The sequence below is a fragment of the Burkholderia sp. ABCPW 11 genome (assembly GCF_001523445.1).
In the GTDB taxonomy this organism is placed as follows: Bacteria; Pseudomonadota; Gammaproteobacteria; order Burkholderiales; family Burkholderiaceae; genus Burkholderia.
Genome location: NZ_LOVM01000031.1, coordinates 21,653 through 47,277, shown reverse-complemented (window position 1 = coordinate 47,277; position 25,625 = coordinate 21,653). Strand labels below are relative to the sequence as shown.

The window sequence follows — 25,625 nt, the reverse complement described above, 5'->3', positions numbered from 1 at the left end:
CGGCCGACCGGTTCAGCGGTCGGGCCGCAGGGCGCCGTACCCATTCTTCACCGATACCTAATAGAAAATGAGACCGATCATATTTGACGGGCGGTTCGGATGGCTGCATCCGGGCAGCGGGACGCGGGGTGTCGTCCTGTGCAACGCGTACGGACACGAATCCGTCTGGAGTCACGGCGGCATGCGGAATCTGGCGGATCGCCTGTCCGCGCGCGGGATGCCGGTGCTGCGTTTCGATTACCGCGGCACCGGCGATTCCGCCGGGGCCGATGGCGCGAACGACCAGTTCGAAACGGCCGTCGACGACGTGTGTGCGGCCATCTCGCGATTGCGCGAGGAAACCGGCGTGACCCGCGTGACGCTGTGCGGCCTGCGGCTGGGCGCGGCATTCGCGCTGCTTGCGGCGGACCGGGACGACGTCGATCGGCTGGTGTTGCTGGCGCCGGTGGCGAGCGGGCGCAGCTACGTGCGCGAGCTGTCGATCATGCGCAATATCTGGCTCGACCAGTTGCCGGCGCCGCTGCGCGCGGCCCAGCCGCAAGACGCGCCGCTCAACGTGCTCGGGCAGGTCTACAGTGCGGCGTTCCGTACGCGGCTCAATGCATTCGACGCGATCGACGCGTTGAAGGACCGCACGGGTGCGCCGGCATCGGAAACGCTGATCGTCGACATGAGCGGCGGCGGCACCGAACCGCTGCGCAAACGGCTCGAAGCGCTGGGCGGCAAAGTCGAGCAAAGGCCGTTCGAAGGTTATGCGGCGTTCATGCAGGAAACGACGTTCTCGCGCTTGCCGACGCGCGTGTTCGATGCCGTCGTCGACTGGATCGCGGCCACCGATGGCCCGCAGCGACCGGCGGCGCGCACCGCGCAGAAAACGGACTGGGAGCCCGACCTGATGCTGCGCACGCCGGAAGCCTGCGAGCAGCCGGTTCGATTCGGGGCGGCCGGCCGCCTGTTCGGCATTCTGTGCACGCCGCACGAGATGCACGACCGGGGGCCGGTGGTGCTGATCACGAACACGTCGGCCAGTCCGCACGTCGGCGACAGCCGGCTGTCGGTGCGGATCGCCCGCGAGCTCGCGCGCCGCGGCATCGCGTCGCTGCGGTTCGACGGACGCGGGATCGGCGACAGTTCGCCGGCGCAAGACGGCGCGCCGCTCGATGCGCCCCAGCCAGTCTATTCGAGCGCCGTCGTCGACGACGTCGCGACGGCAGCCCAATGGTTGAAGGAGCAAGGGTATCGGCAGGTCGTGTCGTTCGGCATCTGCTCGGGCGCATACAGCGCGTTGCGTGCGGCGCTCGCGGGACGCGCACTGTCGGGCGTCATATCGGTGAACCTGCAGCGTTTCCACATGCCCGACGGCATCTCGACCGACGCGCTGCGCGAGCATCGTCCCAATTCGATGGCCGGCTACCGGTCGTCGTTCTTCGAGCTGAAGAAGTGGAAGCAGGTGCTGAGCGGCGATCGAAAGATCATGCCGTTCGTCCGGCTCGTGCTGAAGCGCTCGACGACGACGCTGGCCGTGCGAATCGGCGCATGGCGACGCCGGATCGCCGGCTGGTCGTGCGCGGACACGACCCCGGTCGATCCGCACGAGATCCTGCGTGCGCTCCAGCGCAAGGAGGTGAGCACGTTGTTCGTCTGCGGCGCATACGACAGCAGCCTCGATCTGGTGACGATGTATTTCGGCCCGCGCGGAAAGCGGCTGTCGCGATTTGCCGGTGCGCGCGCCGTCGTACTCGACGATCTCGATCACAGTGTGTTCGGTTCGCATGCCGCCGACGCGGTGGTCGGGCTGTGCAGCGAATTCGTCAAGGGGCTCGAATCGCGTCGCGCGACCGCGGCGACGATCATCAACGCGGAGTCGCCGGCATGACCGGACCGACGCGGGGCTGTGTCACATGTCGCACAGTCGCCGCACCGGTGCGGTGATACGGTAACGCGTCTGTCCTCCGCCGACGCCGGCAACCTCTACGCGACCATGACGATGCATTCCGAACCTTCCGGACGTCTGGACCATATCGATGCGATGCGCGCCGTCGCGGTCCTGCTCGTCATCTGGACGCACTATGCCGAGCGGTTCGTCGCGCTGGCGGGCGCTCAGCAGTGGCTCGACACGCTGCAGCGCTCCGTCAATTTCGGGCGGATCGGCGTGGTGGTCTTTTTCGGCATCAGCGGCCTGCTGATTCCGGTCAGTTTGCACGGGCCGGTCGGACCAGGCACACGGCGCTTCCTGATCCGCCGTTTCCTGCGGCTGTATCCGGCATTCTGGTTGTCCATTCCGATCGGCTGCGCCGTCTTCTGGACGCTGTTCGGCAAACCGGTGAGCGCGACGCTGCTGATCGCCAATGCGACGATGATCCCGACCGCGTTCGGTCAGGAGCCCGTCATGGGGCATTACTGGACGCTCGAAACGGAGCTGTATTTCTACGGGCTTTGCCTCGTGCTGTTCTGGTGGGGCGGGCTGCATCGGATGCGCGACCTGTCGCTCGCCTGCATCGGGCTGTGCGCGGTGTTCGTGACGACCGTCGCGCTGCACGTCTTTCCCGACGACACGCTGGGCCAGTACAAGGCCATGCCGTATCACCTCGCGATCATGTTCTGGGGCGCATGTTTTCGTCAGGCCTACGACCGGCCGCGCGACACGCTGCGGGTGAGAGGGGGGCGGGGCGAACACGCCGGCATCGCGCTGACGTACCGATGCGTGGCGGGGCTGCTGACCGCGATGATCGTCGGCGTGGCGCTCGTCGGCGCGGCCAACGACTGGCGCCATCACAACGTCGATCATCTACCGTCGTCGCTGGCTTATGTGGTCGGCGTCGCGATCTTCGTGGCGATGGCGACGGTATTGAAAGTCCGCGCGCGCGCGATGGCGAAGCTCGGCGAGGTCAGCTACTCGATTTACCTGTTTCACGCGATCCCGCTGTTCGGGTTCTACTGGCTGTGCGAACACTACAGATGGACCGGATGGCCGCTGGGCGTCTACATGATCGTTCCGGTCGTGCCGTTGATTGCGTTGTCGTATCTGAGCTACCGGTATTGCGAAGCGCCCTGTGTGCGGCTCGCGCATCGCTTGACCGCATCGCGGCGGCGCGGCGGCGATCTGCCGGTCGGCAATCGGTCGGTCGATGCGACGCCGGGCCCGGTGCGAAGCGGCTGGCGCGCGGACGGATGAAATGGCTTGGAACGGTTTGGAACGGCGATCTCGCGTTGCCGATACGAATGGAATGGACGATACGGAGCGCAGACGATGCTGACGAGTACGGTGGTGCATGGCGATGGCGGCGGCATGTCGCGATACCGGGTGGTTCGATGCACGTTCGGGATGCCGAATTGAACGGGTGGTCGTCGATCGGCTCCCGCGCGGAGGCGACGCGCGTCGTCGTCGTCAACGACTACGCGCGCAAGGGCGGCGCGGAGGAGGTCTACCAGACCTCCATCGAGGTGCTGCGCAAGATCCCGGACGTGGACGTGTACTCGTTCGACGAGACGAATTTCGCGGCGGGCGAAGGCGCGTTCGCGCGCGGCTGGAACCGCGCCGCGGCGGGCGCACTGGCGACGTTGCTCGACGACGTGCGTCCGCATCGCGTGCTCGTGCACAACTATCACAATCTGCTGACGCAATCGATCCTGCCGGTACTCGCACGGCGGCGGCGCGAGCAGGGATTTCGCACGTATCTCACGTGTCACGACTACCATCTGGTGTTCTACAACCCGAACCTGCTCGCCTATCGCAACGGGCGTCCGGTGCCGGTTCCGGTCGATGCGCTGTCGAATCCGGCGCGCCTGTTCGCGCTGGCGAGCCCGCGCGGGCGGCTGCACGACACGGTGAAGAAACTGCACTGGCACGCGGTGTACGCGTATTGCAATCCGCGGAACGTGTTCGACCTGTTCCTGTGCCCGAGTCCGTACATGCGCATGGCGCTGGCGCAACGCGGCATCACGCGCACCGCACTGCTGCCGAATCCGGTGAGCACGCTGGCGGAGCCGTTCCCGCCGCGCGTATGCGATCGCGAGCAGTTCGATCTCGCCTATGTGGGGCGGCTCGATGCGGAGAAGGGCATTCACGAGTTCATCGAACTGGCGCGCCGGACCGCGTTCCGCCGTATCGGCAGTCTGACGCTGTACGGCGACGGCACACTGCGCACGCAGCTCGAAACGCGCCACCAGGATCTGGTTCAGGCCGGCCGGTTGCGTTTCGCCGGGCGACTCGGCCACGGCGAGCTGTTTCACGCACTGCGCGCGCACGATGCGCTGGTGCTGCCGTCGGTCTGGGCCGAAAACGCGCCGCTCGTGCTGGTCGAGGCCGCCACGCTGGGGCTGCCGGTGCTCGCGCACGAGATCGGCAGCCTGTCGACGTTCGGTAGCGAGATCGGCAACAAGATCCTGTACCGGAATTCGCCGGACGGCCTGACGAATGCGTTCGACGAATTGGGTCGTCATTTGCGCATCGCCGATCGGCACTACGATTGTTCGGCGTACACGCCGTCGCGCTACGCGGCGCAGCTTGCATCGTGGATGGGGCTCGGCGGGCAGCAGGGCGGTTAGCGGCGCGCAGCGGATGCGTCGACCCGGGCCGGGTTCGGCCAGGATACATCGCGGCCGCGCGTTCGTCCCGCGGCCGCGATACTTGATCAAGAGGAGCGTTATGCGGGCATTGCGACGCATCGTGGCGGTCGCCCTTGGCGCACTGGCGTTGTCGGCCGTCTACGGTCATTGCCAGGGCGGCGAGCGCGTGATGGCGCTCGCGCCGGCCAATACGTCCGGCAGCCCCGATTTCAAGGGCTCGTCGAACGGGCTGCTCGCCGGCACGACGTCGATATCGAAAATCGACGTGCACACGTTGCTGTACCCGGGCAGCACGACGCAGGTGCTCGCGCACTACCTTCCATGGTGGGGCCCCGACCGGCGCGGCGTGAACGTCGGCTATCGATCCGACGATCCCCGCCAGGCGTTTCGCACCTTCGCCGACATGCGTTCGAGAGGCATCGACGGCGTGATCGTGGATTGGTACGGCGAGGGCCATTTCGTCGACACGGCGTGGCAGGCATCGCTGCCCGAACTCGCGAAGTTTCCCGGGATGACGTTCTCGATCATGATCGACAGCGGTTCCTTCAAGTTCAATGCGTGTCGCGGCTGCGACCTGACCGCGACGATCCTGCACAACCTCGCGTACATCAGCCGCGAATACTTCACGTCGAGCCAGTATCGGCGCTACAACGGCCATCCGGTCGTGTCCGAGTTCGGGATGGACGCGGTCGGCAAGGCCGACTGGGCACGGATTCACGCCGCGTACCCCGACGTCTACTGGATTCATACGTTGATGCAGGGCTTCGATCTTCCGTACAGCAAGGGCGCGTACGTGTGGACGCAGCCGTCGCCGCGCGCCGCGCCGCAAGCGGTCGGCATACGACGCGACCTGCTGTATCGCGAGCGCTTCTACGACATCGCACGGAATCAGCCGCCGGGGACGATCACGGTCGGCGGCGTATGGAGCGGCTTCGACGATACGAAGGCATCGTGGGGCGCCGCGGCGCCGCGCTTTCTCGCGCCGTCGTGCGGCCGGACCTGGCTGGACACGTTCAGGACGATCAACGAGCGCTACAGCGTGCGGCAACAATTGCCGTTCGTTCAACTGATCACCTGGAACGACTACGAGGAAGGCAGCGCGCTCGAAACCGGCATCGCCAGTTGCACCGCAATCGACGCGCAGCCCGTGGGTGCGAGCCTGACCGTCAGGATCACCCATCCGGAGACCGTCGACCATCTCGAGCTGTACGAGCGGCTCGGCGACGGCGCGTTCGCGCTGGCCGGCCGCTATCCGGCCGACACGACGAGCATGCCGCTGCCGGGCGCCCGGGCGGGCACGTACTTCATCAAGGCCGTCGGCAAGCCGTTCATCCAGAACGTCGTGTCGACGGCGATCGTCGTGCGGTGACGCGCGGGCGCCATGCCCGTGCGGTCAGCACGCGTCGCCCGTCGACGGCGCGGCCAGCACGGCCGCCTTCCGCGTAGCCGGTTCCGGCGGTACGCAAGTCTCCCGGCCATACTGATCGTCGAAGCGGACGATATCGTCCTCGCCGAGATAGTCGCCCGATTGCACCTCGATGATTTCGAGCGGAATCCGGCCGGGATTCTCGAGTCGATGTACTTCGCCGACGGCGATGTACGTCGATTCGTTCTCGCACAGCAGGAACGTCTCGGCGCCGCGCGTCACCTTCGCGGTGCCGCGCACGACGATCCAGTGTTCGGCGCGGTGATAGTGCATCTGCAGCGACAGCCGCCTGCCGGGCTCGACGACGATCCGCTTCACCTGGAAGCGCTCGCCGAGATCGATCGAATCGTAATGGCCCCACGGCCGCTGCACCTTGCGGTGCTCGCTCGCCTGCGGGCGCCGGTCGGTCTTCAGGCGCGCGACGATGTTCTTCACGCGCTGCACGTCGTGCTTGTTCGCCACCAGCACCGCATCGGCCGTCTCGATCACGACGACGTCCTTCATCCCCACGCACGCGATGAGGCGGCCTTCCGAGCGCACGATGCTGTCCTGCGTATCCTCGAAAACGATGGGGCCGCGCGCGACGTTGCCGTGATCGTCCTTCGGCATGATTTCCCAGATCGCGTCCCATGTGCCGACGTCCGACCAGCCGGCCGCGAGCGGCACGACGATGCCTTCTATGCCGAGCTCGCCGTGTTCCGCGAGGCGCTCCATCACCGCATAGTCGATCGAATCCGACGGGCATGCGTCGAAGGCCGCCGCGTCGATCCGGAAGAACGGATCGTCGGCGACGCCCGCGCGCCACGCGCTCTCGCAGGCCGCATGAATGTCGGGCGCAAGCGCGCCGATGGCCTTCAGCCAGACCGATGCGCGCGTGACGAAGATCCCGCTGTTCCACCAGTAATCGCCCGATTGCAGATAGCGTTCGGCGAGCGTCGCGTCGGGTTTTTCGACGAAACGCCCGATCGCGTAACCGCCCTGGCTGCCGTGGCGGCCCGAGCGCGGCTCGCCGACCTGGATGTAGCCGTAGCCCGTCTCCGCGCGGCGCGGCAGCACGCCGAGCGTGACGATCGCGCCTTCCTGCGCATAGCGCGCCGCACGTGCGATCGCGTCCTGGAACGCGCCGACGTCGACGATCACGTGATCGGCCGGCATCACGGCGAGCACGGGATCGTCCGCGAGCGCACTCGCGTCGAGCGCGGCGAGCGTCAGCGCGGGCGCGGTGTTGCGCGCGGCCGGTTCCAGCAGGATGCGGGCGGGCGCCGAGCGGCCGTGCACCTGCTCGGCGCTCATGAAGCGATGCTGTTCGCCGCATACGAGCAGCAGCGTGTCGCCGAGCGATGCGTTCGCGATACCGTTCAGGCGGCGCGCCGTCGCCGACAGCGGCGACTCGTTCGATACCAGCTCGATCAGTTGCTTCGGATACTGCTCGCGCGACAGCGGCCACAGCCGCGTGCCGGAGCCGCCGGCGAGAATCACCGGCAGGATGCTCGGCAGATCGGGTTCGGGAACCGGACGAAGGGTGCGGGTCATCGGTTCGCTCCGGTATCGGCAGGGAGCAGGGTGCGCGCGCGGCCGTCGGCGCGCGCGTCGTCGTGGCGCGAGACCGAAACGGCTCGCGACAGCAGGTGACGCAGCGCGCCGGCCGCGCGGTCGGCCGACCGTATCATGCCGACGAACGGCGTGCCCTGTTCGAGATACGGCCCGTAGGCCTTGCGGAATCCGAACTGTTTGTAGAATGCCTGGCGCGGTGCGGGGACGTGCGTGCGCACCGCCGCCTCCGGCCATGCGGCCTGCGCGGCGGTGAGCGCGCGCCCGATCAGGCGTTCGAGCGTGTCGTCGTCGCGGCAGCTTTCGCTCGTCAGCACCTTGTCGATCACGACGTCCGGATCGATGTCGTCGCCGGGCAGGATGCGTGCGTAGGCCGCGACTTCCATCGCGTCGCCGTCGCGCACGCTCGCATAGACGTGCAGCGCGCCCGCGTCCTTGCCGTCGATGTCGAGATGCGTGTGCGCGTCCTCGACCACCAGCACGGCGTTGCGCGCGCGCAGGATTGCATAGAGATCGACGGCGCTCAGATGTTCGAATTCACAACAATGCCATTCCATGATGCTGTCCTCGCGTGATGCCTTCGGCACGCCGCGCGGATGCGGTCGATCCGTGCGGCGCGGCGATCTTCATCATCCCGATGCGTGGTGCAGCGGTCTGTTCGAAAGCGCACTAACGCTCCGGATTCGCCGGGCGCGGCGCGGGATACCAGGCGATGCGCGCGGCACGGGAGCGTCGCAATGTGCGGTAGCACACACCGTCGGGGCCAGTGCTTTTTCATAATTGGTTCATCGTGGCGGCCTGCAATGAAGCGCGCCCGGCCGACATCGCACGCAAACCGCGCGCCGGGAGACGGGGCCGAGATTGCATCGTTGACGACGGACCGGCTGCGCGCAGGAGTGTCGGGCGCTGGCTCGCCGTCGATCGCATCGTGCACACCGGGCGAGGCGATCCCCCCGCCATCCGATCGCCATCCTGCACGCCCGCAAGGGGGCGCTGCCGCTCGCGCGCTTGCACCGCCGCGGTGATCTGCCGGTGGGGGCGCTTCGGGCCGGGACCTGCGGGCGGGCGGATCGCGCAAGGATGGCCATCATGCTGCACCGCACGACGCGCGGGCCGCCGCCGGTATCCGGCCAGCCGGCCGGATTTCGCCGAAAAGCGCCTGCGCGGCGCGATGCCGGTGATTACGACGTGTAACGGCCGGGTGGCCGGCGCGCCGGCGGGAGGCGATGCGGCGACCCGGGGGCGCGCGCGATTATGCGGTCCGCGGAGCACGGTACTTTGCTTTTTGGGAGATTTCGATGGAAATCGCGGGCAATCGACCGGATCAATCTTGCGGAAAAGTAGTATTTGCCACTGATTGACGGGAATGGTCATAGATAATCAAATCTCAGTGGTCAAAAGCGCGGAGCGCCGGGCCACGAGCAGCGTAACCGACTGATTCACGTTTATCTTTTGGTAACAAGGCCAACTGGCAACGGGGTGTAAATTCAGGTGCGGATGAAATGGGGCGGGCGATCCGGGCGCGGTTTGGCCGCCCTCCGGCTCGGCATCGGGTGCGACCGTCGTGTACGATGCGACGCCCATGCGGGTCGGCGTTTCCGTGTGCCGACGTGCCCCGCCTGACGGCGGGTCGCTTCAAAGCCGGAATGTCATGGCTCCTGCAGTCGCGCATTCCGTTCGAGTTCGATGACAACGAGGCCGGATGACAGCCGGCTCGATCTCCGGGGGTTCTCGCCGTGTGCAGTTTCGATCTTCGCCAAAGCTGCGGAAACGCAGCGCGGAAAGGCGGCCATGCGCCGCCGGCCGCAGCGCACGCGAACGGTTCGCGGAGTGCGGAAAGTGATGGTTCGTTATGAATATGCCAATAACGCGCGATAAGAGCGCCGGCGTGGGGAGCGGTAACGGGCAGCGTCCGCTGATTTACTGGACGCAGTCGCCGTCCGTGATGCTGCGAAAGGAATTGTCGCGCCGCGACTGGAAAGTGTCGGTCGTCGCGCATGCGAACGAGCTGCGCGACACGTCCGGCGAAATTACCTGCGGCATTCTCGACTTGAGCGGCGGCCACGCCGATGCGATCGGCAGCATCGCGTCGACCTGCGCGTCGATGCGCGACGTCGTGTGGGTGGCGCTCGTGGATGCCGGCCAGACCGCGTCGCCGAACGTGCGCGCGCTGTTGCGCGACTACTGCTTCGACTACGTCACGCTGCCGGCGTCGCACCAGCGGATTGCCGATACGGTCGGCCACGCCTACGGCATGGAATGCCTGTTCGCGCGCGATCGCGAACAGCTCGAATCGGAGGAAAAGGGCATCGTCGGCACCTGCAGCGCGATGCTGCGGCTGTTCGATACGGTGCGGCGTTTCGCGCGCACCGACGCACCGGTGTTCGTGTTCGGCGAAACGGGAACGGGCAAGGAGCTCACGGCCGTCGCGATCCACCGTCATTCGGAGCGGCGCAACGGCCCGTTCGTCGCGGTCAACTGCGGCGCGATTCCGCCGCATCTGCTGCAATCGGAACTATTCGGCTACGAGCGCGGCGCGTTTACCGGCGCGAACGCGCGCAAGATCGGCTACGTCGAGGCCGCGAACGGCGGCACGCTGCTGCTCGACGAAATCGGCGACCTTCCCCACGAAAGCCAGGCGAGCCTGCTGCGGTTTCTGCAGGAACGCGCGATTCATCGGCTTGGCGGCAGCGATCCGGTACCGGTCGATGTCCGGATCGTGTCGGCGACGCACGTCGATCTGCGCGATGCGATGGAGGAAGGGCGCTTTCGCGCCGACCTGTTCCACCGTCTGTGCGTGATGCGCATCGATCAGCCGCCGCTGCGCGCGCGCGGCAAGGACATCGAACTGCTCGCGCATCACATGCTCGAGCGCTTTCGCGGCGATGCGCGCCATCGCGTGCGCGGGTTCTCGACGGATGCGATCACGGCGCTCTACAAGCACGACTGGCCGGGCAACGTCCGCGAATTGATCAACCGCGTGCGCCGGGCGGTCGTGATGACGGAAGGGCGTCTGATCACCGCGCAGGATCTCGAGCTCGAATACTGTCTCGACGCGGCGTCGCCGTCGGTGGCCGACATCCGCAAGTCGATCGAGCGCGAAGCGATCGAAACCGCGTTGCTGCGCACGCGCGGGCGCGTCGCCGCTTCCGCGCGCGAACTCGGCGTGTCGCGCGCGACGCTGTATCGCTGGATGGAGGCGTACGGCATCGAGCGGCCGCGCAGCACGGGCTCGTCCGACTGATACGCGGCAGCGCGACGCTCGCGGCGGCCGCGAGCGTCGTCACCCGGCCTGGCTGGCCCGCACCGCGCGCGCGGCGTTCACGGCCCGGATTTCCACCGCGGGCGGCGCATCGCCGTCGGCCGCCGCGGGCTTTCCGTCGATTCGCAATGGAATGAGCGCGATGCGCGCCGGCGTGCCGGGCGCGAGATGGAACCAGTCGTCGCTCGGCATGAAACCCGGTGCGTCGATCTGCACGTGGCGTGCGACATGCCGCGTGTCGATGTCGACGTGCCAGGTCTCGCCGGTGCGCGATACGCATGCCTCGATCCCCGGTTCGCGACGCGCCAGCACGGCAGGATGCGTGCGGGACGGGAAATGGAACGCCTGCGACAGCAGCGTGCCGTCGTCGGCGCGCAGTGTCGCGACGACCGTATCGTGTTCGCAGGGGCCGAAGCGGTACGCGTAGGTCCAGTCGAAGAAGCGGCCGAGCAGCTCGGCCGAGCCGAGCCGCACCGTGTCGTGCGCGGCGATCCGCACCGGGCAGCCGGCCCGTGCGACCGGCGTACGGCCGTCGCGTAGCGCGACCAGGTCGATCGCGGCCGACAGCGGCGCCGGGCGCTCGTTGACCACGTGCACGTCGAGCCCGTTCAGGCCTTCGTCCACGAGCAGCACCTGGATCGGCTGCAGCACCTGGCGCAGCGCATACCATGCCGATTTCGGGCGGTGCGCGGCGTCGATCACGCCCCATCCGGCGCCCGGCATCACATCCTGGAACTGCCACACGAGCGCGCCGGCGCAACGCGAACCGGTGCGTCGCCATTCGGAAAACGTCTCGCGCATCACGTCCGCGATCACCGCACGCGACAGCTCGAAGTAGCGCGCCGGATCCTCGCGTCGCAGCCGGTCGGGCGCGACGTCGTACAGCGTCTCCAGATAGTGGTCGCGGATATCGTCGAAATCCCACGACGTGCCTGGGTCGCGCGGCACGGCCGCCTTCCAGCGCGGCTCGTGCACGCCGGGCCAGCCGAGTTCCGCGAGCGTCGCATCGCACGGCACGTTCGCGAACGCGAGGCATTCGCTCGCGAAGCGCACGTCCGCGCGGCGCGCGTCGTCGAGCGGACGCAGGTACGCGCCGACGCCGTAGTAGTGCGACACGCGTTCGCGCGGCGTGAACGGCAGCACGCCGCCGTCGGGCGAATCGGGCACGTACGGGACATCGGGGCGGTGCGCGGCCGCGTGGCCGGCCAGCCGGTCGGCCGTCAGCTCGACGAAGCGCTGCTTCGGCCCGAGCCCCGACATCGCGGCCTGTTGCGCGATCTCGCTGCCGCCGCACAGCACCGCAAGCGACGGCGAAGCGCCGTGACGCGAAAGGAACTGGCTCGCTTCGCGATCGACGTTGGCCGCGAACTCGGGATCGTCGAGCGCGTAATCGAAGTTCGCGAAACCGAAGTCCTGCCAGACCAGCAGCCCGAGCCGGTCGCACCATGCGTGGAACGCGTCGGCCTCGTAGGTCATCGTGCCGCCGACGCGGATCATGTTGAAGCCGGCGTCGCGTGCGAGCCCGAGCAGGCGGGCGTAGGTCGCGTCGTCGGCGTGCAGCGCGAGCGGCGCGGCGCTGCTCCAGCATGCGCCGCGCGCGAACACCGGCACGCCATTGATGCGCAGCCCGAACCCCTTGCCGTCGATGCCGGAATCGATCTCGATCGTGCGGAAACCCGTCGAGCCGAGCGACCGGCGCGCGGCGCCGATATGCAGCACGACCTCGTAGAGCGCCGGGTCGCCGTGCGTATGCGGCCACCAGCGACGCACGTTCGGTATCGCAACGCTTGCGCGCAGTTGGTCGATGTCGGCACGTTCGAGCGTCGCGTGATGGTCGCCGCACGACAGCCGTGCCGCGAACGCGTCGGGCAGCGGCGCGGCGAACGTCAGTTCCGCGTCGAGCCAGCCCGTGTCGCCTTCGATACGGGCATGCAGTTTGCAATCGGCCAGGACGGGGCCGTCGGCCGGATCGAGCACCTCGACGGGCCGCCACGGGCCGGTGGGTACATACGGCGGAAACCAGCCCGGCATGTGCCCGAACAGCGACGTGCGGATCGTGCGCAATGCGGCGGGTTCGGCGAGCCGCGTGCGCCAGCGCGCACGGCGCGGCGCGCGCGCGTCGCGCAGATGCGGCGCGAGCGCACGGAAGCAGATGGTCAGCCGGTGCGTGCCGTCGAGCGACACGGGCACGTCGTGGGCGACGAACATGCTGTCCGAGCGGTGGATCGGCGTGTCGTCAAGCCATGCGTGGGCGAGCGTCGCGAGGCCGTGAAAGCGCAGGATGCGCGGCCCGCGCCCGCGCAGCTCGAGCCGGTACCAGTGATCGCGCTCGTCGAGCGACGCGGCTTCGTCGAGCCGGCCGGCCAGCGCGAGCGCCTGCGCGACCGTGCCGGGCACCGGCGCCGCGATCCAGCTGCCGCGATCGGCCGGGAGGTCGCGCGGTTCGCGCACGGCGCCCGCGGCCGTCGCCAGCATCGACCATGCGGGCAGGGGGCGCGCGCGCGTCACCGCATGGCCGACACGGGTGCGGTGTCGGCGCGCACGGGCGTCACGTGCCGCAGCGGTGCGCCGATCTGCCGCGCGCACGCGACGAGGTCGGTATACGCGACCTCGATCGCTTCGAGCGTCGAATCGCCGTATTCTTCCTTGCCGCGTGCGCACGCGCGCGCGAGCCGGAATTCGAGCACCATCGCTTCGGACGCGATGCGATCGCACGCGGCGCGGATTTCGGCGAACGGTCCGGTGCAGCCGCTCGCTTGCAGCCAGCGTGCATAGTGGCCGAACAGTTCGAAATTCGCGCCGAGCTGCCGCACCGAATTGAACGAGTACGCGTGGAAGCGCTCGAGCGGCGCGCCCGCGAGGATGCGCGCGTCGGTCTGCAACTGCCGGCGGAACGCCGCGATCGGATCGACGATCGGCAGGCGCCGCAGGTGGCGCTGCAACGCGGCGAGCGAGGCTTCGCACAGCGCGCGTTCGTCGAGCGGTGCAAAGCGTCGCTTCGCGCATTCGACGTACGGCGGCAGCGTCATCGGCGAGCTGGCGCCTACGAGCCCGTTGTAGTCGAAATCCTCGGCGACGTAATAGCCGCTGTTGTGGAAGTAGCCGATCTGGTGCTTCGCACGGTCGATCGCGTCGATGCCGATCGTCGTCTTCGTGTGCTGCGTGCGGTAGCTGCTGCCGCGCGTATCGGGCAGGAACCACGCGTCGACCTCGACGATCATCAGGTGGCCGCGCGCGACCTGCGTCTCGATGTGCTGGTCGAGCGGCTCGTAGATCGAATGTTCCTGCACGACGATCCCGTAGAGCCGCTCCAGCTCGTCGTGCGGAAACTTGAAGAACGTGAACTGGTCGCCCTCGAAATCGAGCGCGATCGTAAACGGCAGCGCCGCATACGGATTGAGACCCCACCACCGGAGCACCTCGAGCCACATGTCGACATAGCAGTTGGTCTGCTTCCAGACCATCTCCTGACTGTGCAGCGGGTGCGGCCGGTAGTGGCGTGCGCGGTGGCGCACCCCCTCGAACGACGCGTCTTCGCCGTCGCGGGAAACGAACCTCATGGCGTGCCCCACAGCACGTCGCGGACCGCTTGCGGCCAGGCGTCGATGTCGAAGCCGTGGTGGCGGAACAGCGCGAGCGTGAGCCGTTCGAGGCCGAAGCCGACGCAGCCCGTGTGCGCGACGTCGCCCGTCGCGGTGCGGATGTCCCACAGCAGCCCGAAATGGTCCATGTGGTAGTTGAAGCTCAGGCACGCAGTCTGCCGGCCGTCGTGCTCGATCGGAATCAGCAGCTCGAACTTCAGGTTCTGCTCGCGCTGGCTGTTCGCGACGATCTTGCCGCCGCGCCCGAAGAACGGATCGTTCGCGAGATCGATCGCATTCGGCAGGTGCAGCGCTTCGATCATCCGCGTGCCGCGTTCCATCCACGTCTCGCGGAACGAGACGATCTGCTCGGGCGTGCCGATTCGCACGTATTCGCGCATCCGGAACAACTGCATGCGGGTCGGGTCGAGCGACGGTTCGTGACGGAAGCAGTACGAGAACACGTCGACGATCCGGCCGTCGGCGGGCAGCGCCCCCGCGCGCGCGACGACGGGATACACGGGGTAGCACGCGGCCGGCGTCATCACGACGTAGGTCGGCTTCTGGTTTTCGGTCCAGTCGTCGCCGCGATCGAGGCATTGCAGCACGCGCTGATGCTGGCGTTCGTCGCCGCAGAACGCGTGCACGCTGCCCGCCAGTTGCGGGAAGCTCTTCATGTATTCGCTGCGCTCGAACTCGGTGCGGCTCATCGCCGGCGGGAAGCGCAGCACTTCGGCCTGCTGGTCGGCGCCGAGGCGCGTGACGAACGCGTCGAGCGCTTCGACCACGCGCTCGAATCGTTCGCTGCGGCCGAACAGGCCCTGGATGCCGGTCGAAACCAGCAGGCCCGCGTCGATCAGCGCATCGCGCAGCGGATTGACGCCCGCACGGTCGAGCGGTGCGTCGGCGGGGACGGAGGCGGCGGAGGGCACGGCGAGGCGATCGTTCACGTATGTTTCTCCAGCGTGGCGGGACGCAGGGCGAGCAACAGGCTCGCGGTGTTGGCGGCAATGCGGTCGTTGCTGATCATCAGCGGCGCCGCGTGCAGGTCGCGAATGTGGCGGCCGATGCTGAACGGCGTGCCTTGCTTGTAGCCGGCCATCCCGCAGATCATCATCGCCTGGTGCGCGACTTCGAGCGCGGTCGCCGACACGTAGGTCTTCAGCGTATTGATTTCGGCGGCCCAGGCCATGCCGGCCGACCACGAGCGGGCCGACGCGTTCGCGTGGAGGCGCAGCACGTTGTCGACGCGGGCCTGCATCGCCTGCATCAGCGCGAGCGATTCGGCGATGCGTCGCGCGGCGGGTGACGGTGCGCCGTCGGTCTGGCGCGCCTGCGCGCGGAAGAACTGATGCGCGCGATGGAATGCGTCGCCGGCCACGCCGATCCACACCGCGGCCCACAGGATGTGCGAGACCGGCACCATCGTTTCCTCGGCGATCTTCGCGAACGGCACCGGCAGGCATTGCACGGCGGCGCCTTGCGCGTCGAGCACGAAGCCGTTGCTGCACGTGCCGCGCATGCCGAGCGTGTCCCATTCGCCGCGGCGCGTGAGCGTATAGCCGTCGCGCAGCAGCGTGACGAGCACCTGCTCGGAAGCCGGCGCGTCCGCATCGCGTCGCGCGGTGGCGAGAATACCGTCCGCGTAGTCGCCGTACGAGATCGTCGGCGCGGATTTGTGCAACCGGAACCCGCTGGCGTCGATTTCGAGCGCGCACTGGCTCGCGCGCAGGTTGCCGCCGACGCCGTCTTCCGACGTGGCCGATGCGAGCAGCCACTGGTGACGCACGAGCTGCTGCAGGAACAGCTTGTGCCAGCCCTGGTCGGCGGCGTGGTCGACGATGCAGGCGACCTGGATCTGGTGCATCGCGAACACCATCGCCGACGATGCGCACGCCTGGCCGAGGATCGAGCAGGCCGACGCGATGTCTTCGAGCGACGCACCCGCGCCGCCAAGATGGGTCGGCACCATGGCGCCGAGCAGCCGGCGCGCGCGCATCGCCTCGATCGCCTCGACGGGGCAGCGCGCGTCGCGATCGACCGCATCGGCATGCTGGGCGGCGATCTGTGCGACGGCATGCGCGGCCTCGTCGAGCCGATGCGAATCGCTGTTGGACGCGAGTTCGGGAAGCAGCGCGCTCATGCGGAGTGCTCGGTGCGTTGCAGCGTGGCGATCGTGTCCGCGAGTGCGTCGATGCTGCGGAACAGGTTGCGGTTCAGCATCTCGTCGGGAATCTCGATGTTGAACTGCTTTTCGATCGCGAGCATCAACTGGATCGTATCGAGCGAGGAGAGGCCCGCTTCGTAGAGGTCGTCCCCGTCGCCGATCGAATCGATCGCGGCTTCGAGGTGGGCGACGTGCTTCAGGATGGTTCTGATTTCGTTTTTCACGTGCTGCTCCGGCATGCGTGGTGTCGTCCGCTCGGGCAGACGCGCGATAAGCGCTGACATCCCCCCGGCAGTCCGGCATCAGTAGACCATCGGTGGACACGGCGTTCTGTTCGCCACCCTACAAACAGCTGACCCGGCACGCCGGCGGCGCAGAAGCGCCGTCCCGGCCCGGTGCGCCGGTCACGCGCGCGACGCGGCCGGCACGCCCGAGTCGGCCGACAGGATGCGCTTCATCTCGTCGCGCACGATCGCGCGGCAGCCGCACGACATTTTTTCGAGGCCGTCGAGGTCCGCGAGCTCGATCGAGCTGCGATATTGCCGGATCAGGCCGAGCTTCTGGATTTCGCCGGCGGCGTCCGTGACCGTTTCGCGCCGCACGCCGAGCATTTGTGCGAGCATGCTGTGCGTCACCTGGATCTCGATGCTGCGCGTGCGGTCGAACGCGAGCAGGAACCATCTGCACAACTGATGTTTTAGCACGTGATGACGGCTGCAGAACGTGATCTGCGAGACCTGCGCCATCAGCAGCCGCACGCCGACGAACACGAGATGGCGGATCACCGGCGACGCATCGAACGCGGCCGCGAAGACGCGCCGGTCGAGCCGGTAGACGAAACCGTCGCGGCACGCGACCGCGCGGCAGGGCATCCGGCCGCTGCCGCCGATCACGTCGTCGCAGACCACGCCTTCGCTGCCGATCTCCGCGACCTCCAGCGTCATGCCGCCGGATGACACGTACTGCAGCGAAATCGCGTTCGTGACGGGCAGGTAGACCGCGGCGAGCATTTCGCCGGGCTCGCATAGCACCTGCCCGGATTTCAGGTGAACGAGCTGCAGGTGGGGTGTCAGCGTGGCGAGTTCGTCGCGGTCGATGGCCGCGAGAAACCGGTTGGCGTCGAAGCTGTGGGAAAGCTCGATCACGCCGTTCGCATACGCGACGGCGTCGGCGGCCTGGTGAGTCACGGCGCATCCTCGCAGGTTGGCGGTCGCGCGTCGTTTCGGCGAACCCCGGAACGGGATTTCGCACGATCGTGCGGACTTTTGTTGATCAAAAACGGAATGACGATACTCGCGAAAAAGGCTAGCACGCAATTGAATTCGAGCAATTCCGCATTCTGTCATTTCACAAAGTTTGACGATTGCAATTGAGCCGGAACGTTATATCGATTTAATGATTCGTTTTCCCGGAATTAATTATCCGGAAATGGAATCATGAGCCTGCTTGTCATTCTATGTCGACCGGGAATCAATCGATCGACATGGCGAATCGTACAGCGAAAGTGGCGAGATGGCATTGAACATTATTTGACAAATTAATGGGGTCAATATGATTTGTCATTAAAATCAATGGCTTGATTGTGATATGTGCGGTAACGGACAGAGCCGCGAATTAGTGTATCGATTCAAATTTGAGACAGTTTGAAACGAGCGTGTGCGGTGCGGCGATGGTGCGAAATGCTGCGCCGCACATCAAGAAAACAATTGAAAATCGGCTGTAAGTATTTGAACGATAAGCGTCGCGGCCGCCAACCGGCCGTCCTGGCCCGAGGCAAGGGAATTGATCAGTCGAATGCTCGCTGTGTCCGTCGCGCGGGAGAGTGTCCGGAAATGAGACGCTTTTTGGGATTTGGGGACGGTTATTCGGCGGCTCTAAATCGGATGTGATTCATATATTAAGGACGGGCGGGTATTGGCACGTAAATCGCTTATTCGGGCTGGCGTGTCAAACGGGGCAGTCGACTCAATTCGGCGATGACAAGCCGATGATCAGTCGGATTCAGGGTTGTGGGCCGCAACCGCTGTCAATGTCCGGGCGCGCATCGAGATAACGAGTTCCGTGCCTGCTGCTGCCGGCGGCGCGGACGATAAAAGGGATACAGACATGCTTCATCTTCACTCGAGCTATTCGGCGAACGCCATCCTTGCTGCCCTCCCGGAGGACAGCATCCGCGCCATCGCACCGCATCTCGAACTGGTCAGGATCAAGGCCGGGATGCTCGACCGGGTCGGCGAGCCGATGCGCCACCTGCATTTCCCGACGACGGCGATGATGTCGGTGCAGCACCTGATGGAGGACGGTGCGATGGTCGAAGTGGCGGTGGTCGGCCGTGAGGGTGTGGTCGGGCTGGGGACGCTGGTCGGCGGTGTCGCCGCATCGAACCGGGTCGAGGTGCGTATCGGCGGAATGGCCTATCGCGTGCCGAGTTGCGTGATGCGCGCCGAATTCGAGCGATCGGCGCAGACTTACCGGCTGCTGCTCAACACTTGCCAGGCGACGATGGCGCAGATCTCGCGCAGTGCGCTGTGCAACCGGCATCACTCGGTCAGCGAGCAACTCAGCCGCTGGCTGCTGCTCGCGCACGACCGGATCGACGGCGACGAGCTGGCCGTCACGCAGCAGACCATCGCGAACATGCTCGGCGTGCGGCGCGAGGGGGTGACGGAAGCGGCCGGGAACCTGCAGGAAGCCGGGCTGATCCGGCAACGCCGCGGCCGCATCACGGTGCTCGACCGGCACGGCCTCGAACATCAGGCGTGCGAGTGCTACGACCTGATTCGTGCCGACTATCGCCGGTTGCTCGGCACGCGCGCAAATGCGAGGCCGGCGACGGTTCGCCCGCGCATGCCGGATGCGCATTTCGGATTCCCCGCGCACGGTGCGTGACGATGCAGTCGATGTCCGGTGGAACGAATGCAATGCGGCGTGCCGCGATCGCGGCGGCCGACGTCGCGCTCGTGCTGGCCGGGACGCTCGTCGCGCAGGCAGCGTCGGGTCTCGGATGGCATGAACTGTCCGATGCGCAACGCGGTTCGATCGCGCTGCTGTGCGTGCTGACGGTGGCGTTGCTGCCGCGCTACCTGCGCACCGTGCCTGGCGGTGTGGCCGTGCAGGGCGGCGCGCACGTGCTGACGCACACGCTGGTGGCGGTGATGTGTGCGAGCGTGCTGACGGTGGCCGGCACGATGTGGATCATGAATCGCGGCGGCACGGTGACCACCCGCTGGATCGTGCGCACGGTGCTGGCCGGCGACGCGGCGCTGCTGCTCGGCCGCGCGGCGCTGCTGGCGCTCGCGCTGACGCGCGGCGACCCGCGTGCGCGGCAGCGCCGCGTCGCCGTCGTCGGCGCAACGGCTTACGGGCGCGTGGCGATCGAGCGGATGCAGCTCGCGCCGAACGGCCCGTTCGTGCCCGCATGCGTATTCGACGACGATGCGCAGGCCGCCGCGGGCGGCATCGGTGGCGTACCGGTGATCGACGACTGGAACACGCTCCGCGACCTGATTCGCGGCGGCGACATCGACGAGGTCTGGCTCACGCTGCCGATGTCGCACGAGTGGCGGATCCATCGCATCGTGCGCGAGTTGCGCGACGAGTTCGTCGAGTTGCGGCTGTTGCCCGACGTGCGGCAGATGGCGATCGTCGATCGCTCCGCGACCGACGTGCTCGGCATGCCGGCGATCAATCTCGCGACCACGCCGCGCTCCGCGCCGGAGTTGTGGGCAAAGTTCGCGTTCGACCGGCTGTTCGCGTTCGGCGTGCTGATTCCGTTGCTGCCGCTGCTGGCGCTGCTGGCGATCGCGGTCAAGCTGTCGTCGCCGGGGCCCGTGCTGTTCAGGCAGCGCCGCAAGGGCGTCGACGGCCGCGAGTTCGACATCCTGAAGTTCCGGACGATGCGCGTGCATCGCGCCCAGCCCGGCGTCGTGCGGCAGGCGTCGCGCAACGATGCACGCATCACGCGCGTCGGCGCGTTCCTGCGGCGCACGTCGCTCGACGAGCTGCCGCAGTTCTTCAACGTGCTGTTCGGGCAGATGTCGGTGGTCGGCCCGCGTCCGCACGCGATCGAGCACGACGACTTGTATCGGCAACTGATCGACTGCTACATGTACCGCTACCGCGTGCGGCCCGGCATCACCGGCTGGGCGCAGGTGAACGGCTATCGCGGCGAGACGCGCAAGATCGAGGCGATGGAGGCGCGCGTGAAGCTCGATCTGTTCTACATGCAGAACTGGAGCTTCTGGTTCGACATCAAGATCATCCTGATGACGGTGGTGCGCGGCTTCGTCGGGCGCAACGCGTTCTAAGGATGCCGAATCATCGAGGCGACGCCGTGCGCGCGATCGTATCGACCGCGTGATGCCGGTTCGCGAGCACGGAAGGATGCACCGTGGCCGCCCGGGAAATTGCTGCGCTGCGGTTGCGCCGGCGGCCTTCGCGGTGCGCGCCGCAAGCCGGGATTGCGCGTCGGTCCCCAGTTTCCGCACCGCTGCCGCTGCATGACGGGTACGCCGATTTCGGTCAACACACGCGTGTTCAATGAGTTTATCCTGCGTCGAATGCGTCCGGCGTTTCGCACGTCCGGCCGCCCATCCGGATGCGGCGGCGCAGTCGTGCCTGCGTGCCGTGCACCGGCGCGATACCGCGCGCCGCTCTTTTTCGCGCGGAACCCGGAACAGGAGAGACGGCCATGTCGCTCGACCCACAACAAAGGCAGACGCTGAAGCAGCGGCTGAACGAGAGCGAGCAGGCGCTGCGTGCGGAGATCCGCACGAGCGAAGACCAGCGCGCGTCGGAATCCTATGCGGATCTGGCCGGCGCGGCGCCGGACGAGGGCGACGAGGCGAACGCGGACCTGTTCGTCGACGTCGATCATGCATTGATCGGCATGAAGCTGACCGAGTTGCGCGCGATCGGCCGTGCCCAGCAGCGGATGCGCGACGGCAGTTACGGCGAATGCATCGACTGCGATGGCTCGGTCGGTTACGAGCGCCTGCTGGCGCGTCCGACCGCCGAGCGCTGCGCGCATTGCCAGTCGCTCTACGAGCGACGCTACGCGACGACGCCGCGCGCGTCGCTCTGACGTTGCGGCTTGAACCGCGCTGCACGCGACGCGCGGCCGGCGTAGGATGACCAACGGGCGCCCGGCGGCGTCGATATGCGGCGCCGGGCGGGCAGACGCCGCCGCGCACGCGCGCGGCGCGACATCCACGTGGAAGGAGCCACGCCGATCATGCCGATCCACAATGCCGAGTGCGCGGCCGTGTTCGCCGAGATCGCCGACATGCTCGAGATCCAGGGCGCCAACCCGTTTCGCGTGCGTGCGTACCGCAACGCCGCGCGCACGGTCGCCGACTACGGCCGCGATATCCCGACGATGATCGCGAACGGCGACGATCTCGCGAAGATTCCGTCGATCGGGGCCGATCTCGCGGCGAAGCTGCGCGAGATCGCCGCGACCGGCACCTGCGAACTGCAGCAGACCTTGCGTCATGCGTTACCGGGCGCGATCGTCGAGCTGCTCGATGTGCCCGGGCTCGGCGCGAAACGCGTGAAGGCGCTGCATGACGCGCTGCACGTCGATTCGCTCGAACAGTTGCGCGCCGAAGCGAAGAGCGGGCATGTGCGCGAGCTGCCGGGCTTCGGCGCGAAAACCGAAGCGCATCTGCTCGAAGCGATCGACGATCGCCTGCAGCGCGAGCCGCAACGCTTTCTGCTGCCCGACGCCGCGCATGCGCTGATGCCGTTGCTCGAACGCCTGCGTGCGGTGGCCGGCGTCGGCAAGGCCGTGCCGGCCGGCAGCTTCCGCCGCCGCCGCGAGACGGTTGGCGATCTCGACATCCTCGTCACCGCACGCGAGCCGGTCGCGGTCGCCGAAGCGTTCGTCGGCCACGCCGACGTGGCGCGCGTGCTCGCGCACGGCAAGACCCGGTCGAGCGTGACGCTTGCCAGCGGGTTGCAGGTCGACCTGCGCGTCGTCGATGCCGATGCGTTCGGCGCGGCGCTCGTCTACTTCACGGGATCGAAGGCGCACAACATCGCGCTGCGCAGGATCGCGCAGGCCGGCGGCCTGAAGATCAACGAATACGGCGTGTTTCGCGGCGACGAGCGGATTGCCGGCGCGACGGAGGCATCGGTTTATGCGGCGATCGGGCTGCGCGAGGTGCCGCCCGAGTTGCGCGAGGACCGCGGCGAGGTCGATGCGTCGCGTGCCGGCACGCTGCCGGCGCTGGTCGAGCGCAAGCATCTCCATGGCGACCTGCACGCGCATACCGATGCATCGGCCGGCCGCGACGGCCTGCGCGCGATGGCCGACGCCGCGCGTGCACGCGGGCTCGCGTACCTGGCCGTCACCGACCGTGCCCCGCCCGATGGCGCTCGGGACGGCTTCGACTGGCTTGCGCGCCAGATCGACGAGATCGATCGCGTCAACGCGACGTTCGACGATTTCGTGTTGCTCAAGGGCGTGGAAGCCGGCATTCGCGAGGACGGCAGCCTCGACGTACCCGACGCGATGCTCGGCCGGCTCGATCTCGTGGTGGGTGCGGTACGCGACGGTTTCGACCTGCCGCGCGGCGCGCAGACCGATCGCATGCTGCGCGCGATGGACCATCCGCATTTCACGATTCTCGCGCATCCCACCGGCCGCGTGCTCGGCGAACGCGACGCCTGCGCACTCGATGTGCCGCGCGTGCTCGCGGGGGCCGCCGCGCGCGGCTGCTTCGTCGAACTCGATGCGCAGCCGCGGCGATTCGATCTGCCGGACGTCTGGTGCCGCGAGGCCGCGAAGGCCGGTGTACTGGTGGCGATCGGTTCGGATGCATGCAGCGCGGACGAACTCGACAACCTCGCGTTCGGTATCGATCAGGCGCGGCGCGGCTGGCTGACGCGGCAGGACGTGCTGAACACGCGCACGCTCGCGCAACTGCGGCCGCTGCTGGCGCGCACGATGGGCGGTGCGGGCAGCGCGGGCGGCGGCGCGAAGCGGAGCCGGTCGAAGGGCGCGTGAACGCAACGCGGCCGGCCGCGTTGCGTGCAACGCATGCCGGCATGGTCAAGCGAGCACGCCGGTCGCCGGCACGTAGGGCAGGCCGAGCGCCAGTGCGACCGCTTCGTACGTGATGTGCCCGTCGCACACGTTCAGGCCCGCACGCAGATGCGGATCGTCGAGCATCGCCTGTTTCCAGCCCTTGTCGGCGAGCGCGAGCGCATGGCCGAGCGTTGCATTGTTCAGCGCAAAGGTCGACGTGCGCGCGACCGCGCCGGGCATGTTCGCGACGCAGTAGTGGACCACGCCGTCGACGACGAAGGTCGGCGCCGCGTGCGTGGTCGCATGCGAGGTCTCGAAGCATCCGCCCTGGTCGATCGCGACGTCGACGACGACCGCTCCCTTGCGCATCGTCGCGATCATGTCGCGCGTGACGAGCCGCGGCGCCGATGCGCCCGGCACCAGCACGGCGCCGATCACGACGTCGGCATCGCGCACGGCTTCGTCGACCGTTTGCGCATTCGAGCAGACGGTCGCGATCCGGTTCGCGAACACGAGATCGAGCTGGCGCAATCGGTTCACGTTGTTGTCGAGCACGGTGACGCGCGCGCCCAGGCCCACCGCCATCTGCAGCGCGCCGGTGCCCACGACGCCCGCGCCGAGCACGACGACGTGCGCGGCCGGCACGCCGGGCACGCCGGCCATCAGCAGGCCGCGGCCGCCGCGCGGGCTTTCGAGGTGGGTCGCCGCGACCTGGATCGACATGCGGCCGGCCACTTCGCTCATCGGGGCGAGCAACGGCAGGCCGCCGCCCGGGCCCGTCACGGTTTCGTACGCGATGCAGACCGCGCCGGATTTCACGAGCGCGGCGGCCTGATCGGGATCGGGCGCGAGATGCAGGTACGTATAGAGGATCTGGCCGCGCCGCAGCATCGCGCATTCGGCCGGCTGAGGCTCCTTGACCTTGATGATCATGTCGGCGCGCGCGAAGATTTCGTCGGCGCCGTCGCTGAGCGATGCGCCCGCTGCCGTGTAGTCGTCGTCGAGCAGGCCGATCGCCGTGCCCGCGCCGCGTTGCACGAGCACGCGATGGCCGTGCCGCACGAGTTCGCGCGCGCCGGCCGGCGTGAGGCCGACGCGGTACTCGTGGTTCTTGATCTCTTTCGGCACGCCGATCAGCATGAGTCGCCTCCATGGCCTTCGTTATCGTCGTCGTGCGGGCAGCCGCTCGCGTAGCGGCGTGCCGACCGCAGTACTGGAATAACAGGGTAGTTGTGCACGGAGGGAAGTCAAGCGGCCGGCCAGCGCGACGACGCATGCGCACTGCGACGCAACATGCGCGGCTATCGGTTGCGGCCGTTGCGACCCGACGTCGCAATGCGCGCGTGGCCGCGGGCCGGAGTGCTTTCGGCAAAACGACGAGACGACGAGACGAGGACCTTGATCGACATGACCGGTGCGTATTTCAGCGTGCCGATGCTTTGCGCCATCGCGTTCGTGCACGTCTACTGGGCGTTCGGCGGGCGGCTGGGCAAGCGCGCGGCCATTCCCGAGCACGACGGCGTACCGCTGTTGCGGCCGACTGCCGTCGGCACGCTCGCCGTCGCGGCGGCACTGCTGGGCGGCGCAGGCGTGGTCGCCGCACGTGCCGGATGGCTCGGGCGCAACGCGTATCCCGGCACGATCGCGTTCGCGGTCGTTGCGCTCGCATTGATCTTCGCGGTGCGGGCCGTCGGCGATTTCCGTTACGTCGGCTTCTTCAAACGGATTCGCGGGTCGCGTTTCGCGCGGATGGACACGCTGTATTACTCGCCGCTGTGCGCGGCGCTGGCGTTGTCGATCGCGTCGATGTTCTGGCCGTGGTGAGGGGAAAGCCGCGCGCGATTCGGCACGCGTGCGTGTCGGTCGGCTTCAGGTATTCGGCCGGCACGGCATCGTGGGTATGCATAGGAGGGGGAACTACCGGAGCGCGGTCCAACTCGACATCGCCCTCCGAGCGGGCGTCGCCGGAAATCGACACGCGGCCCTCGCAGCCCTCACGCCTCTCACGCCTCTCACGCCTCTCACGTCCGGCACATCCC

At 67.6% G+C, this 25,625-nt stretch carries 19 protein-coding genes; 10 read left to right on the top strand and 9 right to left on the bottom strand.

The window, feature by feature from the left end; all coding sequences use genetic code 11:
* Window positions 1–67: 67 nt before the first annotated feature.
* From WS61_RS12120 to WS61_RS12105, 4 genes are all read left to right on the top strand, one after another.
* The gene (locus tag WS61_RS12120) at window positions 68–1,876 is read left to right on the top strand and encodes an alpha/beta fold hydrolase (RefSeq protein WP_059500693.1); all 1,809 of its coding nucleotides are present in this window, start codon (window positions 68–70) and stop codon (window positions 1,874–1,876) included.
* A gap of 105 nt (window positions 1,877–1,981) precedes the next feature.
* Window positions 1,982–3,175 carry an acyltransferase gene (locus WS61_RS12115; protein WP_059500692.1) on the top strand — a complete coding sequence of 398 codons (1,194 nt, stop codon included), beginning with the start codon at window positions 1,982–1,984 and terminating at the stop codon, window positions 3,173–3,175.
* Window positions 3,176–3,333: 158 nt separating this feature from the next.
* Entirely contained in the window at window positions 3,334–4,548 is a 1,215-nt protein-coding gene (locus WS61_RS12110) for a glycosyltransferase family 4 protein (protein ID WP_082742287.1), read from the top strand.
* Between the two features lie 100 nt (window positions 4,549–4,648).
* Window positions 4,649–5,938 carry a hypothetical protein gene (locus WS61_RS12105; RefSeq protein ID WP_059500691.1) on the top strand — a complete coding sequence of 430 codons (1,290 nt, stop codon included), beginning with the start codon at window positions 4,649–4,651 and terminating at the stop codon, window positions 5,936–5,938.
* Between the two features lie 24 nt (window positions 5,939–5,962).
* On the opposite strand, the gene WS61_RS12100 is transcribed toward WS61_RS12105, so the two are convergent.
* Window positions 5,963–7,528 (bottom strand): mannose-1-phosphate guanylyltransferase/mannose-6-phosphate isomerase, encoded by a 1,566-nt coding sequence (locus WS61_RS12100; RefSeq protein WP_059500690.1) that lies wholly within the window; start codon window positions 7,526–7,528, stop codon window positions 5,963–5,965.
* Window positions 7,525–8,103: a hypothetical protein gene (locus tag WS61_RS12095; protein WP_059500689.1), complete on the bottom strand. Its 579-nt coding sequence runs from the start codon at window positions 8,101–8,103 to the stop codon at window positions 7,525–7,527. The genes WS61_RS12100 and WS61_RS12095 overlap by 4 nt, the downstream gene beginning before the upstream one ends.
* Window positions 8,104–9,398: 1,295 nt before the next feature.
* Here WS61_RS12095 and WS61_RS12090 point away from each other — a divergent pair.
* On the top strand, window positions 9,399–10,790 hold the full coding sequence (locus WS61_RS12090; RefSeq protein WP_034204976.1) for a sigma-54 dependent transcriptional regulator: 1,392 nt from the start codon (window positions 9,399–9,401) through the stop codon (window positions 10,788–10,790).
* 39 nt (window positions 10,791–10,829) lie between these two features.
* Here WS61_RS12090 and WS61_RS12085 read toward each other — a convergent pair whose 3' ends face one another.
* From WS61_RS12085 to WS61_RS12060, 6 genes are all read right to left on the bottom strand, one after another.
* Window positions 10,830–13,283, bottom strand: coding sequence for a glycoside hydrolase family 2 protein (locus tag WS61_RS12085; protein WP_257127248.1), 2,454 nt, complete (start codon window positions 13,281–13,283; stop codon window positions 10,830–10,832).
* A gap of 29 nt (window positions 13,284–13,312) precedes the next feature.
* Window positions 13,313–14,368, bottom strand: coding sequence for a DUF1839 family protein (locus WS61_RS12080; RefSeq protein ID WP_059500869.1), 1,056 nt, complete (start codon window positions 14,366–14,368; stop codon window positions 13,313–13,315).
* On the bottom strand, window positions 14,365–15,339 hold the full coding sequence (locus tag WS61_RS12075) for an amino acid--[acyl-carrier-protein] ligase (RefSeq protein WP_059500687.1): 975 nt from the start codon (window positions 15,337–15,339) through the stop codon (window positions 14,365–14,367). Before WS61_RS12075 ends, WS61_RS12080 begins: the two co-directional genes overlap by 4 nt.
* The gene (locus WS61_RS12070; RefSeq protein WP_059500686.1) at window positions 15,336–16,532 is read right to left on the bottom strand and encodes an acyl-CoA dehydrogenase family protein; all 1,197 of its coding nucleotides are present in this window, start codon (window positions 16,530–16,532) and stop codon (window positions 15,336–15,338) included. The genes WS61_RS12075 and WS61_RS12070 overlap by 4 nt, the downstream gene beginning before the upstream one ends.
* On the bottom strand, window positions 16,529–16,780 hold the full coding sequence (locus WS61_RS12065; RefSeq protein WP_006490451.1) for an acyl carrier protein: 252 nt from the start codon (window positions 16,778–16,780) through the stop codon (window positions 16,529–16,531). Before WS61_RS12065 ends, WS61_RS12070 begins: the two co-directional genes overlap by 4 nt.
* Before the next feature lie 180 nt (window positions 16,781–16,960).
* Complete coding sequence (locus WS61_RS12060; RefSeq protein ID WP_059500685.1) at window positions 16,961–17,743, bottom strand: Crp/Fnr family transcriptional regulator; 783 nt, start codon at window positions 17,741–17,743, stop codon at window positions 16,961–16,963.
* A 919-nt stretch (window positions 17,744–18,662) separates the two neighbouring features.
* On the opposite strand from WS61_RS12060, the gene WS61_RS12055 reads away from it, so the two are divergent.
* The 4 genes from WS61_RS12055 (at window position 18,663) to polX (ending at window position 23,565) form a co-directional block, all read left to right on the top strand.
* Window positions 18,663–19,445: a Crp/Fnr family transcriptional regulator gene (locus tag WS61_RS12055; protein WP_059500684.1), complete on the top strand. Its 783-nt coding sequence runs from the start codon at window positions 18,663–18,665 to the stop codon at window positions 19,443–19,445.
* 11 nt (window positions 19,446–19,456) lie between these two features.
* Window positions 19,457–20,863 (top strand): undecaprenyl-phosphate glucose phosphotransferase, encoded by a 1,407-nt coding sequence (locus tag WS61_RS12050; RefSeq protein WP_059500868.1) that lies wholly within the window; start codon window positions 19,457–19,459, stop codon window positions 20,861–20,863.
* A 383-nt stretch (window positions 20,864–21,246) separates the two neighbouring features.
* Window positions 21,247–21,639 carry a TraR/DksA family transcriptional regulator gene (locus WS61_RS12045; RefSeq protein ID WP_059500683.1) on the top strand — a complete coding sequence of 131 codons (393 nt, stop codon included), beginning with the start codon at window positions 21,247–21,249 and terminating at the stop codon, window positions 21,637–21,639.
* A gap of 150 nt (window positions 21,640–21,789) precedes the next feature.
* The gene (gene polX / locus WS61_RS12040) at window positions 21,790–23,565 is read left to right on the top strand and encodes a DNA polymerase/3'-5' exonuclease PolX (RefSeq protein ID WP_059500682.1); all 1,776 of its coding nucleotides are present in this window, start codon (window positions 21,790–21,792) and stop codon (window positions 23,563–23,565) included.
* 45 nt (window positions 23,566–23,610) lie between these two features.
* On the opposite strand, the gene ald is transcribed toward polX, so the two are convergent.
* Window positions 23,611–24,726: an alanine dehydrogenase gene (ald, locus tag WS61_RS12035; protein ID WP_059500681.1), complete on the bottom strand. Its 1,116-nt coding sequence runs from the start codon at window positions 24,724–24,726 to the stop codon at window positions 23,611–23,613.
* 267 nt (window positions 24,727–24,993) lie between these two features.
* Here ald and WS61_RS12030 point away from each other — a divergent pair, with 267 nt between their 5' ends.
* Complete coding sequence (locus tag WS61_RS12030; RefSeq protein ID WP_059500867.1) at window positions 24,994–25,410, top strand: DUF3995 domain-containing protein; 417 nt, start codon at window positions 24,994–24,996, stop codon at window positions 25,408–25,410.
* Window positions 25,411–25,625: the final 215 nt, after the last annotated feature.

Coding starts and splice junctions, on each gene's coding strand:
- WS61_RS12100 (WP_059500690.1), bottom strand. CDS start 7,528: ATGACCCGCACCCTTCGTCCGGTTCCCGAACCCGATCTGCCGAGCATC.
- WS61_RS12045 (WP_059500683.1), top strand. CDS start 21,247: ATGTCGCTCGACCCACAACAAAGGCAGACGCTGAAGCAGCGGCTGAAC.
- WS61_RS12050 (WP_059500868.1), top strand. CDS start 19,457: ATGTCCGGTGGAACGAATGCAATGCGGCGTGCCGCGATCGCGGCGGCC.
- WS61_RS12090 (WP_034204976.1), top strand. CDS start 9,399: ATGAATATGCCAATAACGCGCGATAAGAGCGCCGGCGTGGGGAGCGGT.
- ald (WP_059500681.1), bottom strand. CDS start 24,726: ATGCTGATCGGCGTGCCGAAAGAGATCAAGAACCACGAGTACCGCGTC.
- WS61_RS12055 (WP_059500684.1), top strand. CDS start 18,663: ATGCTTCATCTTCACTCGAGCTATTCGGCGAACGCCATCCTTGCTGCC.
- WS61_RS12085 (WP_257127248.1), bottom strand. CDS start 13,283: ATGCTGGCGACGGCCGCGGGCGCCGTGCGCGAACCGCGCGACCTCCCG.
- WS61_RS12095 (WP_059500689.1), bottom strand. CDS start 8,103: ATGGAATGGCATTGTTGTGAATTCGAACATCTGAGCGCCGTCGATCTC.
- WS61_RS12070 (WP_059500686.1), bottom strand. CDS start 16,532: ATGAGCGCGCTGCTTCCCGAACTCGCGTCCAACAGCGATTCGCATCGG.
- WS61_RS12030 (WP_059500867.1), top strand. CDS start 24,994: ATGACCGGTGCGTATTTCAGCGTGCCGATGCTTTGCGCCATCGCGTTC.
- WS61_RS12105 (WP_059500691.1), top strand. CDS start 4,649: ATGCGGGCATTGCGACGCATCGTGGCGGTCGCCCTTGGCGCACTGGCG.
- polX (WP_059500682.1), top strand. CDS start 21,790: ATGCCGATCCACAATGCCGAGTGCGCGGCCGTGTTCGCCGAGATCGCC.
- WS61_RS12120 (WP_059500693.1), top strand. CDS start 68: ATGAGACCGATCATATTTGACGGGCGGTTCGGATGGCTGCATCCGGGC.
- WS61_RS12115 (WP_059500692.1), top strand. CDS start 1,982: ATGACGATGCATTCCGAACCTTCCGGACGTCTGGACCATATCGATGCG.
- WS61_RS12080 (WP_059500869.1), bottom strand. CDS start 14,368: ATGAGGTTCGTTTCCCGCGACGGCGAAGACGCGTCGTTCGAGGGGGTG.